Genomic DNA, 17,019 nt, shown 5'->3' on the forward strand with positions numbered 1-17,019 from the left:
TTAAAATCTTACTAAAAATCCTCCGCCCCAACCATATTGGTTGTTATAATTGCCTTGGATTGAAAAATTTCGTGATAGAATATAAGAGACTCCAACCAACCATTGGGTTTCACCTTCGTATGAACTATTATTTTCTAAATCATTTACCCATCCAAAATCTGCTCTGTATTCATACTCACCTTCAATAAATAGTTTTGGAAATAACAACAGTTCCCTGTCCAAACGTATTCTTGGGCGCAGTTGGTGGTCCAAACTAACATCTACATTAAATCTATAGGGAGTAAAATATTTAACACCTACCAATCCTACTGTATTAAATGTATCATAAGAATTAAGTGTTGTTGTTTCGGTATTTACCCCCGCATACACCCGTACCCAATCATTTAAGTATCGGTTATAATTCACCTCTACTTCAGCATTTTGGTCGTAATCAAACTCGGCACGTAAGCCAAATTCATTTCTAATATTACTGGAGATTAGATTTAATTCTGTAAAATTTGAACCAGCACGAGCACCTCCCCATGAATAATATTTGTCGGTTTCCATAATAGCTTTTTGAGCGGAATAGGGTTGCATTCTTTCATCCCTTGGTGTACCATAACTAACGACTCTTGCCATTCCACCCATCATATGATATAATACGTGACAATGAAAAAACCAATCGCCATTTTCTTCGTTCTGAAATTCAATAATTACTTTTTGCATTGGAGGTACATTAATCGTATGTTTCAATGGCGAACGTTCTCCGTTTTCATTAATAACCCTGAAGTAATGACCGTGAAGGTGCATTGGGTGATGCATCATTGTTAGGTTATTTAAGGTTACTCTAGTAACCTCTCCACCTTTAATTTTAATCTTATCCGTTTCAGATAATGGCACACCATTTAAACTCCAAACGTAGCGTTGCATATTACCCGTTAGATTGAGTAATATGTCATTTACAGGTAAATCTGATTTATAAGTTGTCGTTTCTTTTGCCTTCAAAAAATCATAGTTGAAATATGTTTTACGTGCATTGTAATCAAAGACCATACTATCTTTTGGCATCATGGATGTATCATGTTTCATAGGCATTGATTCTTTTTTTATGTCAATCTTATCCATATTATCCATCTTCATACTCGCTTGACCATCCATTTTCCGATCTTTCATCGACATCTTATTATTCATATCCATATTCATCTTGCCGTCTTTCATATTCATTTGCATTCCATACTTTTTCATTAAAGCTTCAGGCGTGTTTTTCTTTAAACTACCTACCATTGCAGGTGCACCCATTTTCATATCCATTTTTGCCATTTGCTTCATCATAGCAATTTTGTCTGGCCTATCTATTACAGTTGCTGGATAAAGTTTGCCGCTCCCCAAACGAATGGAGGTACTGCCGGAGCCATCTTGTACAGTTGCTGTAACCTCCAAAGTACCATCTGGAATAGTCACTATAATGTCATAGGTTTCTGCAATACCAAAGAGAAATCTACCTTTATGTACTGGTTCTACATCTATACCATCACTTGAAACGATTGTTGGATTACCAGCTCCAAAATCCATCCAATAATAACTCGATGCAGAAGCGTTGATAAAACGAAGTCTTACTTTTTCACCAGGCTTAAAATTTGGATACTCTGCTAGCTTTTTACCATTAGACAGAAAAGCAGGGTAATAAATATCTGCAATATCTGCACCTTCCATTCTATCACGCCAAAATTTAAATTGCGCGCCTAATGCACCTTCCTTTATCACTCTACCTAACGGTACAGCTGTTCCTTTTTTAACTTGATACCATTCGTTACCTCGTTTAAGGTTACGAAGCACATTCATTGGTTTTTCATTTGTCCAATCCGAAAGCACTACGACTAAATCTGTATCATATTCCAATGTTTTTTCTTTAGGCTGAATAACAATAGAGCCATATACTCCTTTCTGCTCTTGCAACATGGTGTGGGAATGATACCAATACGTACCAGATTGGTTGATAGGAATTCTATATTGAAATGTTGTACCAGGTTTTATTGGTGGCGTTGTTAAATAGGGAACGCCATCAAAAAAATTAGGAAGAATTAATCCGTGCCAATGCACAGAGGTTTCTTCATCCATTTTGTTGGTAACATTTATAACGGCGAGGTCTCCTTCATTAAATTCCAAAACTGGTCCAGGAATACTTCCATTGATAGTCATGGCTTTTGCAGTTACACCAGCAAGTGTCATTTCATTTTCTTCAATAGTGAGGTTATACTCTTTTATATTTCTTCCTTCTTCATTTCTGTCCTCGCCATTTGTCCCTACTTGGGCAAATGCAATTGATGTCAGAAATAAAAGAATAATCGTATTAAATGTTTTCATTGTTTACTGAATTAAATAATTAACTATTGTGCTTTGTACATAGTAACTTTTGATGGACTCTATTTGGTTCATTTGAAACTTGAGTTGTAGTTCTTGAATATCTAAAACATCATTAAAATCTATGGTTCCTGTTTCGTAACTTTTAATTAAAATATCCTCTGCGTCTTTAGCTTGTTTTAAATTCTTGGTTTGCGTTTCAAAACTTATTCTAGCAGAAATACGATCGTTAATCGCTTTGCTTAAAAGTGTTTCCAAGATGTTTAAACGTTCTTGCTTTTGAGTTTTTAATTCTTGCTGCGCTAACACATTTTGTTTCGTTTGAGACTTATATTTTTTATTAAAAATTGGAATTGAAAGTGTAACCATAGGCATTACAATATCTTTACCGTTATCGGAGAAATTCATGTCTGGTCTTGGCTCTACATTTATATAGTCCAAACCAAAACCAATCATTGGGCTACTTTCTTTTTGATTTAGTAACTCTGAGTGTTCTATGGATTGATATAGTTTATCATACTTCAACAATTCTGGGTGCAACTCTAGATTATTTGTACTCATTTCAAAGTCTTCTGAAGGCAACATTAAATTATCTACTACCACTACAGCGACATCACTTTTCCTATTCAAAAGCTTATTAAATTTAGTTTGTTCAGCTAAAAATTGTTGATGCAATACATCTTTTAATTGTTTCATTTCATTTTGACGCATTTGCAATCGCAATACATCTACAGCAGATGCTTTACCAACCTCAACAGCTGTTAATGCTAATGTTTCATAAGTTTCTAACAACTTGATATTTTCCTGTAACACTTCTTGCTTTGCTTTATTAGCATATAAATTATAATAAGATTGTGATACAGAAGCCATTAATTTTCGCTTAGCAATAACAATATCTTCAAATTTTGCATCAGCTAAAGCATTAACGTAATTTTCTCGTGAGGTAATTGAACCAAACCAGGGTATCATTTGTTTGGCCGACAATTTAAATCGCTGCGCCCCAGTACGTGTTTCTGGTTCACTTACAAAGTAACCTACCCCAAATTCTGTATTAGGAATGGTATTAACTTCATTGACTTTTTCTGAAACTATGCTGTATTGCAATTCAAACTTTTGTATTTCTGGATTGTTGTTCAATGCTTCATTAACAAGTGTTTCCAATTCCTGTGCATTAGAAATACTAAAAATGAATAAACCTAGTAGTGTATAAATTAGTCTTTTCATTTGTTTACTCTTTTTAACTTAAACTCTTCTCTCCAGCTATATAAAACAGGTACAATAAAATAAGAAGTAATATCAATTACCATACCTCCAAAAATTGGAATTGCCATAGGTATCATTATATCACTTCCTTTACCTGTGGATGTTAGTACAGGCAAAAGCGCCAAAATTGTAGTAACGGTTGTCATTAAACACGGGCGAATACGTTTTCCTGCTGCTTGCAAAGCAGCCATTCTAATATTCTTTTTATCAGTTGGTTTGTCTCGCTCAAAAGTTTGCGTGAGGTATGTTGCCATGACCACACCATCATCGGTAGCAATACCGAAAAGCGCAATAAACCCAACCCAAACAGCCACACTTAGATTGACCGTTTTCATATTAAATAGGTCCCTCATGTTTTCGCCAAACAAACTGAAGTTGAAAAACCAATCTTGACCATACAGCCATAGCATAATAAAACCACCAGCAAAAGCCACTGCTATTCCAGTAAATACCATTAATGAGGTGGTAACAGATTTAAATTGAAAATAAAGAATTAAGAAAATAATAATCAGGGCTAATGGAACAACGACAGACAATGTTTTTTCTGCTCTTAATTGATTTTCATAAGTTCCTGTGAATTTATAACTGATACCTTTTGGAACCGTCAATGCTCCTGAATCAATTTTCTGCTGAAATAAGGCTTGCGCATTTTCAACCACATCAACTTCTGCAAACCCATCTAATTTATCAAACAACACATACCCAACTAAAAAGGTATCTTCACTTTTTATGACTTGTGGACCTTGCTCATACCGGATGGTTGCCAATTCACTTAAAGGCACAGGACTTCCTTTTTCAACAGGAATATAAATACCTTTTATAGCTTCAGGGTTACTACGTAATTCTCTTGGATAACGTACACGAACAGCATAACGTTCTCTACCTTCAACAGTTTGGGTTAAAGCCATACCTCCTATGGCTACTTTTAGTACGTTTTGCACCGTTTCAATTGACACACCGTAGCGTGCTATTTTTTCTCTATCAATATCAATTAGCAAATACGGTTTTCCAACAATTCTATCTGCAAAAACAGCTTCAACTTTAACACCTTCTGCTTGTTTAAGAAGAGTTTCTAATTGCAAACCAAATGCTTCAATTTGTTTTAAATCTTGGCCTTTTACTTTTATGCCCATTGGTGCGCGCATACCTGTTTGAAGCATGACCAACCTGGTTTCTATGGGTTGTAATTTTGGTGCAGAAGTAACACCAGGTAGTTTGGTAACTCTAACAATTTCATTCCAAATATCGTCTGGTGATTGAATTTCTGGGCGCCAGTTTCTGTAGAACTCTCCGTTATCATCTTCAATTAATTGAGAACTTTTGATGTCACTTATATTGACATTTTTAGTGTTATTAGGATTTGCTATATAACCACCGGCTTGTAACTCAAATAATCCATCCTCATTTACTTTATAACGTTGTTTTTTTCCTTCGGAATCTCGCAGATATTCTGATTTGTATTGAATGATATTTTCATACATTGACAAAGGTGCAGGATCTAAAGCTGATTCGGTTCGACCAGCTTTTCCAACTACAGTTTCAATTTCTGGAATTGTAGCTACTGCCATATCTAATTGCTGAAGTACTCTTTTGTTTTCTTCCACCCCCGAATGAGGTAATGAGGTTGGCATTAACAAAAACGAACCTTCATTTAAAGACGGCATAAATTCCTTTCCTGTGTTATTCATTATCCAAATTCCAGAAATAAGCACCGTAGTTGGTATCATTAGAAACAAAATTTTATTAGCTAAAGCCCAGTTTAAAATCTGTTCGTAATACTTTCTAAAAATTGAAAATATCCCTAAAATTCCGAAGCAGATAATAGCTACAAAAATTAAGTTTATAAAGATACTTCTATCAAAACCTAGTGGTCTCCAATATTCTGCAAGAAGGAAAACAATAGCAGCACATGAAATAATAATATTTACAAGGTTGCTGTTTTTTTTGTTCAGTTTACCCAAAACACTCAATAATCCTGTAACCCCAAAAGCCACTAATATGGCACCTAACCAGTAACCAAATGCCATAAACACGATTCCTGCGACTATTAATACACCGTTTAAAATGTATTTATACGACTTTTTAAAGCTAGTTTTCCTGAATAAATAAGCTGCGAAAGGAGGGATTAAAAACAAAGCTATAACTAATGAGGCAGACAGCGCCATAGTTTTAGTAAAAGCAAGAGGTCTAAAGAGTTTCCCTTCTGCTCCAACCATAGTAAATACCGGAACAAAACTGATAATTGTAGTTAATACTGCAGTCAAAATAGCGCCAGATACTTCTGCTGTTGCATTATATATCACTTCATTTGTAGTTAACGCTGTACCGTCTTCTCTCAGGCGTAATTTATCATCATCAAGATGGCGAATCATATTCTCTGCAAGTATAACCCCTACATCTACCATGGTACCAATAGCGATAGCAATACCCGAAAGCGCCACAATATTAGCATCTACATGAAACAGTTTCATGGTAATAAAAACCATTAATACAGCAACAGGCAATAACCCAGAAATTAAAATGGATGCTCTTAAATTGAAAACCATTACAATAATAACCAGAATAGTAATTAATATTTCTAAGGTTAATGCTTCATTAAGAGTTCCTAAAGTTTCTTGAATCAATTCTGTTCGGTCATAAAATGGAACAATGGTTACTTGAGAAGTGCGGCCATCTGCCAGTACTTTTGTTGGCAACCCTCCTTTCAATTCTTCAATTTGTGATTTTACATTGTTAATGACTTCCATGGGATTAGCACCGTATCGTGCCACAACCACACCACCAACGACTTCTGCACCTTCCTTATCCAATAAACCTCTTCGGGTTGCTGGTCCCAATGATACTTTACCAATATCTTTAATTTTAATTGAAGTAAAATCTGCGGAAGTAACAACTGCATTTTCAATGTCTGAAATAGACTTTACATAGCCCAAGCCACGCACTAAATATTCGGCTTGATTGATTTCTAAAGTCTGCGCACCAATATCCTGATTACTACTTTTAACAGCTTTTACGATCTGATTTAAGCTTATGTTATATTGACGCATTAACTCCGGATTGACATCCACTTGATACTCCTGAACATACCCTCCAATAGAAGCTACTTCAGAAACGCCACTTGCTGAAGACAAAGCGTACTTTACATAGTAATCTTGAATACTACGCAATTCATGTAAATCCCAACCACCTGTAACTTTTCCGTTTTCATCACGTCCCTCCAGCGTATACCAAAATATTTGCCCTAAGCCAGTGGCATCTGGACCTAATGCAGGATTTACACCTTCGGGCAATAACCCACTTGGCAATGAATTGAGCTTTTCAAGTATGCGACTTCGACTCCAATAAAATTCTATATCTTCTTCAAATATGATATAGATGCTTGAAAAGCCAAACATTGAAGAACTACGAATGGTTTTTACTCCAGGAATACCAAGCAACGAAGTGGTTAATGGATAAGTAATTTGGTCTTCTATATCTTGGGGTGAACGACCATCCCACTTTGTAAATACTATTTGTTGATTTTCGCCAATATCTGGTATGGCATCAACAGCCACAGGATGACTTGGCAAAAATCCTGTATCCCAATTAAAAGGTGCATTTACCGTTCCCCAGCCCACAAAAAGGACGAGCAATAGCACGGCAACGAGTTTATTCTCGATAAGAAATTTGATTGCTTTATTAAGCATATTATTTGATTATTAAACAGTTAGACATTGGCATTGAGAAAACACCGAATACAACAAAATATCCTTATGACATACAGCCATAGGATAAAACAGTCTATTGTTTAAAAATCAAATTAAATAAGTCTCGTCGATTTTGAAGATTTCTTTTATGACGAGTGGCGGCTTGTATTCTTCAAAGGCAGATACATTACTATCTAAACCTTCAAAAAGATTAATGTATGTGTAAACGAAGGTGGCGATAAAAACTTGTTGCTCAAAAGTAATTTTGTCAAGTTGAAGTTGTAGTTCGTCTTGACCATCGACTACCAATTGCACATCATTACAGCAGTTCTTTTTAGTAATCGAACAACCTTCGGCTAATGGGTTTTGCATTTCCATTCCACAACCTTTCGCTTTATGGAATATAGCTGTTTCAACCAAATTACCCCCACAATAATGCATATTGAGCGTAAATGACAATGTAGAGAATAACACTACAAAAGCCATTAACACGGACATTATTTTATGGGTTACTTGCTTCATACTGAATGCGAAGTTACAAAATTTAATAATATGTTGATTTGATTAACAAAAGTTTAAACTATTAATCCCAATGCATGCGCTGCAACCTAACCGCATTCAAAATAGCCAATAATGCTACACCTACATCGGCAAAAACAGCTTCCCACATGGTAGCCAAACCACCTGCTCCTAAAATCATTACAATTACTTTTACCCCAAAAGCTAATACGATATTTTGCCAAACGATTTTACGTGTGGAACGACTAATTTTAATAGCCTTTACCACTTTTGAAGGTTGGTCTGTTTGAATAATAACATCTGCTGTTTCAATAGCGACATCGCTTCCTAAACCGCCCATTGCTATACCTATATCACTTGCTGCTAAAACTGGCGCATCATTAATACCATCACCAATAAATGCAATTTTGTTTTCGGGGTTTTGCTTTAAAAGTTCAACTTCATTTAATTTATCTTCTGGTAACAAACCACCTTTAGCCTTTTCAATATTTAATTCTCTTGCTACTTGTTGCGTAATGGAATCTTTATCTCCAGAGAGCATCATTATACTATTAATACCAACTTTATGTAAGGCTGTAATTGTTTCTTTTGCGTCTTCTTTTAATTGATCTGCAATAACCACATAACCTACGAATTTATTATCTATAGCAACTAATACAATGGACTCTACAATAGATTGGGTTTCGGTTGGTACATCGATTTTATTAGCAGTCATCAACGCTTTATTTCCAACTAAAACAATCTTACTATTTATGTTACCTTTTAATCCTTTTCCAGCTATTTCAGTAACGTCTGAAGCTTTATAAGCTGAACTTTCATCTTTATATTCTAAAATAGCCTTTGCGATGGGATGCGTGGATTGCTCCTCCATAGCCATTAGGTACTTCATAAATTCTTTTTCATCCCATCCAATAGCTTTGATTTCTTTTATTTTAAAAACACCTTTAGTAACCGTTCCTGTCTTGTCCATTACCAAAGTATTTACCTTGGTCATGACATCCAAGAACGAAGCGCCTTTAAATAAAATTCCATTTTTTGAAGCCGCTCCCAAGCCACCGAAATACCCCAAAGGAATAGAAATAACTAATGCACACGGACAAGAGATTACCAAGAATATTAAAGCTCTATATAACCAATCTCTAAAGACATAATCATCTACAAAAAAATACGGTAGTAACGTAACACCTATTGCTAAAAACACAACTATTGGGGTATATATTCTAGCAAATTTTCTAATGAACAATTCTGTTTTAGATTTACGAGATGTTGCATTCTGCACCATATCGAGAATACGGGCAATGGAACTATCCTTAAATTCTTTGGTGGTTTCTATTTCAATGACACCATCTAAATTGATGCTTCCTGCAAATACTTTTTCTCCTTTTAAAATCGTACTTGGTTTACTTTCTCCTGTTAATGCTGCTGTGTTGAATGAACCTTTGTCGGAAAGTAGAATACCATCTAAAGGGATTTTTTCGCCAACGCGTACTTGCACTTTTTCACCAATTTGAACCGTTTCTGGATTTACAGACACATAATCATTGTTTCGATATACTAAGGCTTCATTTGGTCTGACATCCAATAAAGCTTTTATATTTCCTTTTGCTCTGTTAACTGCTGCATTTTGAAATAACTCACCTACTGCGTAAAATAACATAACCGCAACACCTTCTGGGTATTCGCCAATAATGAATGCTCCAATAGTGGCTATAGACATTAATAAAAACTCTGTAAACACATCACCTTTTTTAATGCTCTCCCAACCCTCTTTAACTACAGGTAACCCCACTGGTAAATAAGCTATGCCATACCAAATAATACGCACCCAATCCTTGAAGAAGTTAACATCAAAATAATCTAAACCAATACCAATAATAAGCATTGAAAAACTTATGATTGCTGGAATATAGGCTTTAATATTACTTGAACTGCCACTATGATTGTGACCATCATCGTGACTATGTGGCTCTTCTGAATTTGGTTTTAAATCTCTTAAATTGACTTTCTTTTTTTTCATCTCATTTGCATTAAATTCTTAATATCATCAGGAATAGGCATAGGCTTTAATGGAGGCACATTGGCACCTCCGGTATTACCAAGAGGCACGTGGTTTATAAATGATTTCCAACCACCAACAAGCAACCTTAATATTTGTCCGAATACTTCTTTAGTATCTTTTTGCATCAAACCAAACTTTAGCATTAACCAATGCGAATTCATGTGCTGAACAGGGTAAGATTGGCCAATAATATGACTTCTTTCTAAATGATACCAAGCCTTGCTATACTGCTTAACTCTTAAATAGTAGCGATAATATTTCAATTCTTTATGGTAGACTCGTTTAAGATGTTTTGGAATTTTTACATTAAACTTCATGTCCTTATACTTTTGATTAAAAGTAGTTTAATAATTCGTGCAATGGAAGTGCAATTATTGTCCGCTACATTTATCACAAACACCTTTAACAACCAAGTTTACGTTTTCAGAAACGAAACCTTCAGGTACTTTAATTTGTGGAATTTTATGTTCTGTTAAACAAATGGTTTCACCACAGTTATTGCAATGAAAATGCAAATGTAAATCGGTTTCAATTTCGCAATTACATCCAATTTCACACAAAGCATATTTTGTAATTCCTGTTCCATCATCTATCTGATGTACAATAGCATTTTCCTCAAATGTTTTAATAGTTCTGTACAAGGTGGTTCTATCTGCTTTTTCAAAAGTATTTTCTATATCACTTAAGGTCACCGCTACTTGTTTATTTACAAGAAACTTATAAATTAATAAGCGCATTGCCGTAACGCGAATATTTTTTGACTCTAATAATTGTTCGATTGTTTGCATAATTAATGTGCGTGCTCTGCTTCTCCCTTTTTCATTTCTGCTATAAGGTAATAGGCATTATTATAAGCAAATTTTATATCTGGTTTAATTTCTTCCACAAATTGGATAGCTACCCAATCGCCATCTTTTGCGCCCAAAATCACTTCTACAGGTTTAAAAGCCCATGCTTCATTTTCCCTTTCAGCGGAAAACGCAAAAAATTTATTACCCTCTTTTACTATTGCACTTTCGGGCAAGGCCACTATTTCCGAATTTTCTATTAAGATTTTCCCTTGTATATACATTCCGGGAATAAGGCTATTTTTTTTATTTTCAATCTCTGCGTGCACATGTACCGCTTTAGGGTTGTCTTCAAATGTTTTACTTACCGAATAGATTTCTGCTGCTAGTTCTTCACCCTGCATTGTTTGGACATTAAAGATTACTTTTTGACCTTTTTTTACTTTATGCACATCTTTTTCAAACACCATTAAATCTGCATGAACGTGATCTGTATTTACGATTTCAAAAAGTTCGGTTTGGGGTTCTACAAATTGCCCTGTTTTGACTTCAACCTTTTGAACAAAACCATCTATTGGGCTTCGCAATGAAATACTTTGTACTATAGTTCCATTTCGTACAGCTAACGTATTAATATTTAATAGTTTCAACTGGGCCTCCAAACCATTTACCATAGCTTTGGAAGCCTCATATTCGGCTTCAGCTTTTTGAAAATTTGCACCAGAACCAACTCCTGCATCATATAATTTTTGCTGACGTTCGAAATTCTTCTTTAAAAAATTACTGTTGCTAAAAGCATTCAAATAATCGGTCTGTATTTTTATTATGTTAGGATGCGATAGATAGGCAACAACCTGACCTTTATTTACTTTATCACCTTCAATTACTTTTATTGATACGACATTTGCACCAACTACCGAAGTTATTGCCGCTTCACTTTGCGGAGGCACTTCTAATGTACCATTGGCTTCTACATAACCACTCATATTACGCATGGCTAGGGTGTCTATTTTCATTTTTAACGCATCAAACTGATTTTGAGATAGCATCACTTCTTCTTCATCATGGTGGTCATCATTTTCTGGCTTTGCATCTTCATTATGTGCATGACCATCACCGTCTTTATGGCTTTCTTTATTTCCGCACGCTGTTGCTATAATTGTTACTATAAAAAGTGTGAGGATTATATTTAGTATATTTTTCATTGTGTAAAATTTTGTAAGTGTATTGACCTTTATTTACAAATACCCATTATGGGCTTCATTTTCTTATTGATTAAAATATTGTAGTTGAAATATGCTTTCTAGATAGTTTACTAAAGCTATTTGTGCTTGCAGTTCTGATTGAATTGCTTCATTTATAAGTTGCGTGAAAGCTGAGTAATCAATTTCGCCTTCTCGATAAGCAAACAAAGCTCCTGTTTTTTGATCCTTAATAAGTGGTAATACCTCATTCTTATAGAACAGCCAGGTCGTTTCCCATTTTTTGTAATTCTCTTTGGCTTGATTAAATCTAGATTGCACTTCCTGTTGTTTAAACAGCATATTGGTTTCGGCAATTTGTTTATCGATTTGTGCAGTTCTAATCTGTGATTTAGTTGTACCAGATAAAAAAGGTATGGAGATACCTGCTTGATAGGTATAAAATCCAGAATTCCCATTAACTTTTTGCAAGCCACCTTGAATATTGAATTTTGGCAGGTTTTCAGCTTTAGCAGCTTTATAGTTTGCTTCGGCTTCTGCTACTTGAAGTTGCGAAAATGCATATAAAGGGTGCGCTTCTAAATTAAAGGTTTCTACATTTATTTCGCTCGCTATATCAATGTTATCTGATACCGTATAAAGTACATCTGAAACCAGCCAAAGGTTTAATTGCTGTAATGCCATAGTGTATTCACTTTTTGATTGCATTAACTTACTTCTTATCTGTAAGACTTGGTTTTTAGCAGCGGAATATTCCAATTTTGATATAGCTTCTACTTCATAATTTAATGCTACTGCATTTTCAAAGTTTACATAAATGGAATCCAGCTCTTTATATAGATTATAATTTCGCTTACTTTTAAAGGCATTTGCCCACATTTTTTTAACTTCCAACTCTAATTCCAACTCTGAAAGCTGAAAAGCTTTTTCTGCTAATTGAATACGTTGCTCAGATAATTTTTGTTTTGGTGCTATGCCAAATACATCAATATTTGACTGACCAAGACCAATAGTCGTGTAAATACCAGAATCATTCTTTAGTTCTTCTCCCCCTGTAAAAATTTGTGTGGTACCAAAATCGAAAGCCGTACCTTTTAACTGTTTCTGCTTATCAATTTCAAGCTGTCGTTGTTTTAAGCTTGGATAGTTTTTTTTGGCCAAGTTCATAGCTTCTTGCATAGAAATTGTAGGCAACTTGTCTGTTTCTTGCTGTGCGTTTCCAGATATTGGGAACAAAAAGATAAAAGCTATAATGGTAGTAACTGTAATTACTTTTTTGTTAGCTCTAAAATGGAATGATTTGTTTTCTACCCAATGATACAATATAGGTAAAACGAATAAGGTTAATAATGTAGAAGTTAACAAGCCACCTATTACAACTGTTGCTAAAGGCCGCTGTACTTCGGCTCCAGCTGATGCTGAAATTGCCATAGGTAAAAAGCCTAAAACATCTGTAAAAGCGGTTAACATAATAGGTCTAATTCTTCGTTTAGTTCCTTCTACAATTCTATCTTTTAAGTTTGTTACGCCCTCCTCTTTTAATTCATTAAGTCCACTAATCATAACCAAGCCGTTTAAAACAGCAACACCAAACAAAACAATAAACCCAACACCTGCCGAAATGCTAAATGGCATATCTCTTAACCACAATGCTACGACTCCACCAATGGTTGCCATAGGAATTGCGATATAGATCATTAAAGTTTGAGGTAAGGATTTTAAAGCAAAATAAATAAGAACAAAAATGAGTAAAAGCGCTATTGGCACAACCGTTAGCAGGCGATTACTGGCACGCTCTAAATTTTCAAAAGCTCCTCCATAGCGAATAAAATAACCTGAAGGCAGTTCTAATTTTGCATCTAGTTTAGTTTTAATTTCACCTACCAAGGATTTTACATCACGACCTCTTACATTAATCCCTACATAAGTTCTTCGGTTTGTATTGTCTCTACTGATTTGCATTGGACCAGCTTTGTAACTTATATCAGCTACTTCGCGAAGCGGAATTTGCGCACCAGAAGGCAAGTTGATATACAAATTTTGCACATCTGTTATGTCTTTACGATTACGAGAACTTAATCTAACCACCAAATCAAATCGCTTTTCACCTTCAAAAATAACACCTGCTGTACCACCTGCAAAGGCTGTTTGAACGATTTGATTTAAGGTATTTATTTGCAGTCCATATTGGGCTAATTTATTTCTGTTATAGGTGATTGTTAATTGTGGCAATCCGGTTGTAGCCTCTGCTTTCATATCGCCAATACCTTCTGTACCTGCTATAATTTTACTTATTTCTTCTGCCTTTTGCGACAATACATTGATATCTTCTCCATAGAGTTTTATAGCAATATCTTCTCTAACACCTTCAAGTAATTCATTAAAACGCATTTCAATAGGTTGTGTAAATTCATAATTTACTCCAGGCACCATTTCTACGGCTTTTTTCATTTGTTCGATGAGTTCATCTTTAGATGTTACAGTAGTCCATTCGCTTTTTGGTTTCAGTATTACAAATACATCTGCAATATCCATAGGCATGGGATCGGTTGGAATTTCGGCAACTCCAATACGACTAACAATTTTTTCGACTTCAGGAAATTTAGCTTTTACAATTTGCTCAATTTTTGTCGTTGTTTCAATAGTTTCTGTAAGGGAACTTCCTGGTTTTAAAATGGCATGGAAGGCAATGTCACCTTCATCCAATTGAGGAATGAATTCTCCACCCATTTTCGTGAACATAAAGACTGTAATACCAAATAGCATGACAGCAATGCCAATAATCCATTTTCCTTTATGTAAGGCTTTGACCAACAAGGGTTGGTATTTGTCCTCAACCCAATGCACAAATTTATCGCCATACGACAGTTTGTTATTTTTAGGTGCTCTTAAAATCAAGGCGGACATCATTGGTACATACGTCAAACAAAGTACCATGGCTCCAATCATTGCAAAAATAAATGTTAATGCCATTGGTTTGAACATCTTGCCCTCAATGCCTTCTAATGCTAATATAGGCAGGAATACTATTAGAATAATTAACTGACCAAAAAATGCAGCATTCATCATTTTTTTTGAAGCATCGGCAGCAACAGTATCACGTTCTTTTGATGTCAATTTTCGTTTTTTTAAGACTTGAGAAGCTATTAAAAAAACAGTGCTTTCTACAATAATTACTGCCCCGTCGACAATGATACCGAAATCTATGGCGCCTAGACTCATTAAATTAGCCCATACATCAAACACATTCATTAGTATAAATGCGAATAATAGCGATAAAGGAATTGTTGAAGCGACTATTAAACCACCTCTCCAATTACCTAATAAAAAAATTAGAACAAATATTACTATTAGTGCACCTTCAATAAGGTTTCCTGACACTGTTGAAGTTGTTTCTGCTATTAATTTACTACGGTCTAACAAGGGTTCGATAATCACACCTTCTGGCAATGATTTTTCGATTTGAGCCATTCGTTCTTTTACATTCTCGATAACATCATTTGAATTTGCACCTTTAAGCATCATTACTAACCCCCCAACAACTTCGCCTTCGCCATCTTGGGTTAATGCGCCATAACGAATAGCAGAACCAAATTGTACTTTAGCAATATCTCCAATGGTAATTGGAATATTATTGATGGTTTTCACGGTGATTTTTTTAATATCATCTAAGCTTCGTACCAAACCTTCACCTCTAATAAAATTAGCTTGATGGTTTTTCTCGATATATGCACCACCTGTGTTTTGATTGTTGGCTTCAAGGGCTTCAAAAACCTCGGTAATTGTTAAGCCGATCGCTTGGAGCTCGTTGGGGTCGACAGCGACTTCATATTGCTTAATTTTGCCACCAATGGCATTAACTTCAACAACTCCCTCTACCATTGCCATTTGACGTTGCACAATCCAATCTTGCATCGTTCGTAAATCGGTTACCGAATATTTGTCTTTATATTCCGGTTTTACTTTAAGTGTGTATTGATAAATTTCTCCCAAACCTGAAGAAATTGGTCCCATTGAGGGCTCACCAAAACCATTTGGTATTTGGTCTTTGACTTCGTTTAGTTTTTCAGCCACTAATTGACGTGGTAAATAGGTACCCATATCATCGTCGAAAACTATAGTAACTACAGATAAACCAAAACGAGAAATGGAACGAATTTCCTGAACCTGGGGCAAATTACTCATGGCCACTTCTACTGGATAGGTTACAAATTGCTCAATGTCCTCGGTCCCTAAATTAGGTGCTTGCGTAATCACTTGAACTTGGTTATTGGTAATATCTGGAACAGCATCGATGGGTACTTGGGTCATACTCCAAATGCCTGCTCCTATTATGGTAAGCGTTAGCAAACCAATAATGAATTTATTATTGATTGAAAAATCAATGATTTTATTAATCATAGAAAATGTTTTAATTCAGTTAAACTTTTCGATACAATGCTGATAAAAAAATAGAATTGCACGAAATGAAAAGAACCTTATAGGTTCAAAATTGGATAGAGTTATCCTTAAAAAAACTGAATTATGCCCTTGGAGGCTGGAAAAGCGATTCCAAATATCTGGAAGTAAAGTTTACTTTATGTAAGTTATACTGTTTTTTCTCTTCAAATTTTAGTTGATTGGTTATAGCCAAAGTGTTGTTCGCTATAATTAATACCAAAGGGTGGCAACATTGATTATGAGAATGGACTGGTATATTTTCCTTATCGTGGTTATGAGGATGCTCTTCATTTTTAGTATCACTGGCAAAGTAGTCTTCAACGACATATTCAAGGAAAGAGTCTCCATAGACTTTATGATCTTGATAATGGGCAATGATGCTTGAAATTTCTTTAATTGACCCACAAAAGTCCATATCTAAACTAATTCCTTGAAAAAGGAATAAAATAGACATCGATATGGAAAAGAATATTTTCATATAATTTAAACAAATATATAAATTAATTAATGCAATGGTTGTGCAAAAAACCTCATTCATTTTATGAACTTTTATTTTCAATTTTAAAATCTATGGAAAACACACATTGCTTTTAATGTATCATTACATTTTCAAAAAAAGAGTATTGAATAGAAAGCTATGGTTTGACCTTAACTTTAATAGGTTGGATGATGGTTTGATTGAATAAATTTAGAAAATAAATTCCTTAACACCTGTTAGTCAT

At 34.9% G+C, this 17,019-nt stretch carries 10 protein-coding genes; all 10 read right to left on the bottom strand.

Translation table 11 applies throughout. From position 1 onward, the window contains the following. The 10 genes from JJL45_RS15045 to JJL45_RS15090 all read right to left on the bottom strand — a co-directional run bounded on the left by JJL45_RS15045 (position 1) and on the right by JJL45_RS15090 (position 16,856). Positions 1–2,343: a multicopper oxidase domain-containing protein gene (locus JJL45_RS15045; protein WP_068603878.1), complete on the bottom strand. Its 2,343-nt coding sequence runs from the start codon at positions 2,341–2,343 to the stop codon at positions 1–3. Positions 2,344–2,346: 3 nt separating this feature from the next. Beyond that, the gene (locus JJL45_RS15050) at positions 2,347–3,564 is read right to left on the bottom strand and encodes a TolC family protein (RefSeq protein WP_068603881.1); all 1,218 of its coding nucleotides are present in this window, start codon (positions 3,562–3,564) and stop codon (positions 2,347–2,349) included. Continuing rightward, positions 3,561–7,289 (bottom strand): efflux RND transporter permease subunit, encoded by a 3,729-nt coding sequence (locus JJL45_RS15055; protein WP_068603883.1) that lies wholly within the window; start codon positions 7,287–7,289, stop codon positions 3,561–3,563. The genes JJL45_RS15050 and JJL45_RS15055 overlap by 4 nt, the downstream gene beginning before the upstream one ends. A 108-nt stretch (positions 7,290–7,397) precedes the next feature. Next, on the bottom strand, positions 7,398–7,811 hold the full coding sequence (locus JJL45_RS15060; protein ID WP_082935956.1) for an HYC_CC_PP family protein: 414 nt from the start codon (positions 7,809–7,811) through the stop codon (positions 7,398–7,400). A 61-nt stretch (positions 7,812–7,872) separates the two neighbouring features. Further along, positions 7,873–9,825 (bottom strand): heavy metal translocating P-type ATPase, encoded by a 1,953-nt coding sequence (locus JJL45_RS15065; RefSeq protein ID WP_068603885.1) that lies wholly within the window; start codon positions 9,823–9,825, stop codon positions 7,873–7,875. Further along, positions 9,822–10,184 carry a DUF3703 domain-containing protein gene (locus tag JJL45_RS15070; RefSeq protein ID WP_068603887.1) on the bottom strand — a complete coding sequence of 121 codons (363 nt, stop codon included), beginning with the start codon at positions 10,182–10,184 and terminating at the stop codon, positions 9,822–9,824. Before JJL45_RS15070 ends, JJL45_RS15065 begins: the two co-directional genes overlap by 4 nt. 54 nt (positions 10,185–10,238) lie before the next feature. Then, positions 10,239–10,655: a Fur family transcriptional regulator gene (locus JJL45_RS15075; protein ID WP_068603888.1), complete on the bottom strand. Its 417-nt coding sequence runs from the start codon at positions 10,653–10,655 to the stop codon at positions 10,239–10,241. Positions 10,656–10,657: 2 nt separating this feature from the next. Further along, positions 10,658–11,860, bottom strand: coding sequence for an efflux RND transporter periplasmic adaptor subunit (locus tag JJL45_RS15080; protein ID WP_068603890.1), 1,203 nt, complete (start codon positions 11,858–11,860; stop codon positions 10,658–10,660). A 63-nt stretch (positions 11,861–11,923) separates the two neighbouring features. Continuing rightward, positions 11,924–16,258, bottom strand: coding sequence for a CusA/CzcA family heavy metal efflux RND transporter (locus JJL45_RS15085; protein ID WP_068603892.1), 4,335 nt, complete (start codon positions 16,256–16,258; stop codon positions 11,924–11,926). 121 nt (positions 16,259–16,379) lie between these two features. Beyond that, on the bottom strand, positions 16,380–16,856 hold the full coding sequence (locus JJL45_RS15090; protein WP_228530366.1) for a hypothetical protein: 477 nt from the start codon (positions 16,854–16,856) through the stop codon (positions 16,380–16,382). Between the last annotated feature and the right edge of the window lie 163 nt (positions 16,857–17,019).

Origin of the sequence: Tamlana sp. s12 (genome assembly GCF_016767215.1) — a bacterium.
Lineage (GTDB): Bacteria > Bacteroidota > Bacteroidia > Flavobacteriales > Flavobacteriaceae > Pseudotamlana > Pseudotamlana agarivorans.

Excerpts from the sequence above, each read along its gene's own strand:
- JJL45_RS15045 (WP_068603878.1), bottom strand. The coding sequence starts at position 2,343 with ATGAAAACATTTAATACGATTATTCTTTTATTTCTGACATCAATTGCA.
- JJL45_RS15050 (WP_068603881.1), bottom strand. The coding sequence starts at position 3,564 with ATGAAAAGACTAATTTATACACTACTAGGTTTATTCATTTTTAGTATT.
- JJL45_RS15055 (WP_068603883.1), bottom strand. The coding sequence starts at position 7,289 with ATGCTTAATAAAGCAATCAAATTTCTTATCGAGAATAAACTCGTTGCC.
- JJL45_RS15060 (WP_082935956.1), bottom strand. The coding sequence starts at position 7,811 with ATGAAGCAAGTAACCCATAAAATAATGTCCGTGTTAATGGCTTTTGTA.
- JJL45_RS15065 (WP_068603885.1), bottom strand. The coding sequence starts at position 9,825 with ATGAAAAAAAAGAAAGTCAATTTAAGAGATTTAAAACCAAATTCAGAA.
- JJL45_RS15070 (WP_068603887.1), bottom strand. The coding sequence starts at position 10,184 with ATGAAGTTTAATGTAAAAATTCCAAAACATCTTAAACGAGTCTACCAT.
- JJL45_RS15075 (WP_068603888.1), bottom strand. The coding sequence starts at position 10,655 with ATGCAAACAATCGAACAATTATTAGAGTCAAAAAATATTCGCGTTACG.
- JJL45_RS15080 (WP_068603890.1), bottom strand. The coding sequence starts at position 11,860 with ATGAAAAATATACTAAATATAATCCTCACACTTTTTATAGTAACAATT.
- JJL45_RS15085 (WP_068603892.1), bottom strand. The coding sequence starts at position 16,258 with ATGATTAATAAAATCATTGATTTTTCAATCAATAATAAATTCATTATT.